The organism is Acinetobacter sp. YH12086, assembly GCF_013419345.1.
Classification (GTDB): domain Bacteria; phylum Pseudomonadota; class Gammaproteobacteria; order Pseudomonadales; family Moraxellaceae; genus Acinetobacter; species Acinetobacter amyesii.
The window spans coordinates 1-1,098 of sequence record NZ_VPAF01000058.1; the positions used below are offsets into that span (position 1 = coordinate 1).

Here is a 1,098-nt window from a genome sequence, read left to right on the forward strand (position 1 = left end):
GACCTCTCACACAAAGTGAACGCTTTAAGGAAGTTTTTCTGGCTGCCCGCCAAGCACGTCGTCCTCTTATTTTTGGTCAGCTTATTATTTTGGTGGTGTATTTGCCGATTTTTGCTTTAAGTGGTGTGGAAGCAAAAATGTTCCATCCGATGGCATTGACAGTGGTACTCGCCCTTGTTGCAGCCATTATTTTATCGATCACCTTTGTGCCTGCTGCTGTGGCATTGTGGGTCAAAGGCGATATTCAAGAAAAAGAAAGTCGTTGGATGTTATGGCTAAAAGCTAAATATCAGCAAACTCTTGATATTTCGTATCAATACAAAGCAGTTGTGCTGACTTTTGCACTGTGTGTATTAGTGATTACGGGATTTATCAGTACCAAACTCGGCAGTGAATTTGCACCACAGCTCAGTGAAGGAGACTTTGCGGTACAACAGTTACGTTCACCAAGTACAGGCTTAGAAGAGTCTTTACGTATTCAGGAGAATACTGAAAAACTTCTTTTAAAGAGTTTCCCTGAAATTAAGGCAGTATTTGCCAGAACGGGTACAGCCGAGGTTGCAACAGATGTCATGCCACCCAATATTTCAGATGGCTATATCATGTTAAAGCCTCGTTCAGAATGGCCAAATCCTAAAGAAAGTTTAGATGAATTACGTGGCCGTATGGTGACGTATTTAGCCACGATTCCAGGCAATAATAGTGAATTTTCACAACCGATTGAACTCCGATTTAATGAATTGATCTCAGGTGTGCGTAGTGATGTTGGTGTGAAAATCTTCGGTGATGATATGAATGTCCTCAATACTGAGGCGACTAAAATCTCCAAAATCATTCAGCAAATATCGGGTAGCAGTGCCGTGAAAGTTGAGCAGACCTCAGGTTTGCCATTACTGAATGTCGAGGTAAATAAAACTTTGGCTGCACAATATGGTTTGAGTGTGCGTTCAATTCAAGACCTTGTGGCAACCAGTATTGGTGGACAAAGCGTGGGAGAGATTTTAGAAGGCGATCGTCGTTTTGATTTTGTTATCCGTCTTGGAGAGCAAGACCGTAGTGTCGCATCTGTTTCCCAGTTACCTATTCAGCTTCCAAATG

At 42.2% G+C, this 1,098-nt stretch carries 1 protein-coding gene; it reads left to right on the plus strand.

The window, feature by feature from the left end; all coding sequences use genetic code 11:
• Positions 1-1,098: efflux RND transporter permease subunit (locus FTU29_RS17280; protein WP_180079341.1), on the plus strand; the 1,098-nt coding region annotated here is incomplete at both ends.